The sequence below is a fragment of the Serratia sp. CY82433 genome (genome assembly GCF_052166535.1).
In the GTDB taxonomy this organism is placed as follows: Bacteria; Pseudomonadota; Gammaproteobacteria; order Enterobacterales; family Enterobacteriaceae; genus Serratia; species Serratia sarumanii.
In genome coordinates, this window is record NZ_JBJNOR010000015.1 from 1 (window position 1) to 573 (window position 573).

Sequence of the window (573 nt, forward strand, 5' to 3'; positions counted from 1 at the left end):
GGTTCATATCACCTTACCGACGCTTTTCGCAGATTAGCACGCCCTTCATCGCCTCTGACTGCCTAGGCATCCACCGTGTACGCTTAGTCACTTAACCTCACAACCCGAAGATGTTTCCATCGTTCGCGCTGCAAACATTTGAGAGACTCTATGACAGGTTACTCTTCATTCCGGTACATCTACGGAGGAATGAATTTTAGCCGTCATGTTTCAATTTTCAGCTTGTTCCAGATTGTTAAAGAGCAATATCTTAAACATGACTCGAAAGTCATCTTTAAGATATGGTGTATCGTCAGATACTGAAGACCGCCGCTTTCACCGGGTGGGTCGGAAGCTTGGCGTCCCCTAGGGGATTCGAACCCCTGTTACCGCCGTGAAAGGGCGGTGTCCTAGGCCTCTAGACGAAGGGGACACGACACCGTACTTTTATGACGCTTTTGCTCGTTACTTTTTCATCAGACAATCTGTGTGAGCACGCCACGCGAACTAATATCTTTAGGTAAGGAGGTGATCCAACCGCAGGTTCCCCTACGGTTACCTTGTTACGACTTCACCCCAGTCATGAATCACAAA

1 tRNA gene and 2 rRNA genes are annotated in these 573 nt (G+C 48.2%); all 3 read right to left on the reverse strand.

Annotated elements, in window-relative coordinates:
• Positions 1 to 97: ribosomal RNA gene (locus ACJ8PI_RS24425) — 23S ribosomal RNA — on the reverse strand; the annotation flags it as partial.
• 239 nt (positions 98 to 336) lie between these two features.
• Positions 337 to 412 (reverse strand) — tRNA-Glu (locus tag ACJ8PI_RS24430).
• 88 nt (positions 413 to 500) lie between these two features.
• Positions 501 to 573, reverse strand: a 16S ribosomal RNA gene (locus ACJ8PI_RS24435); the annotation flags it as partial.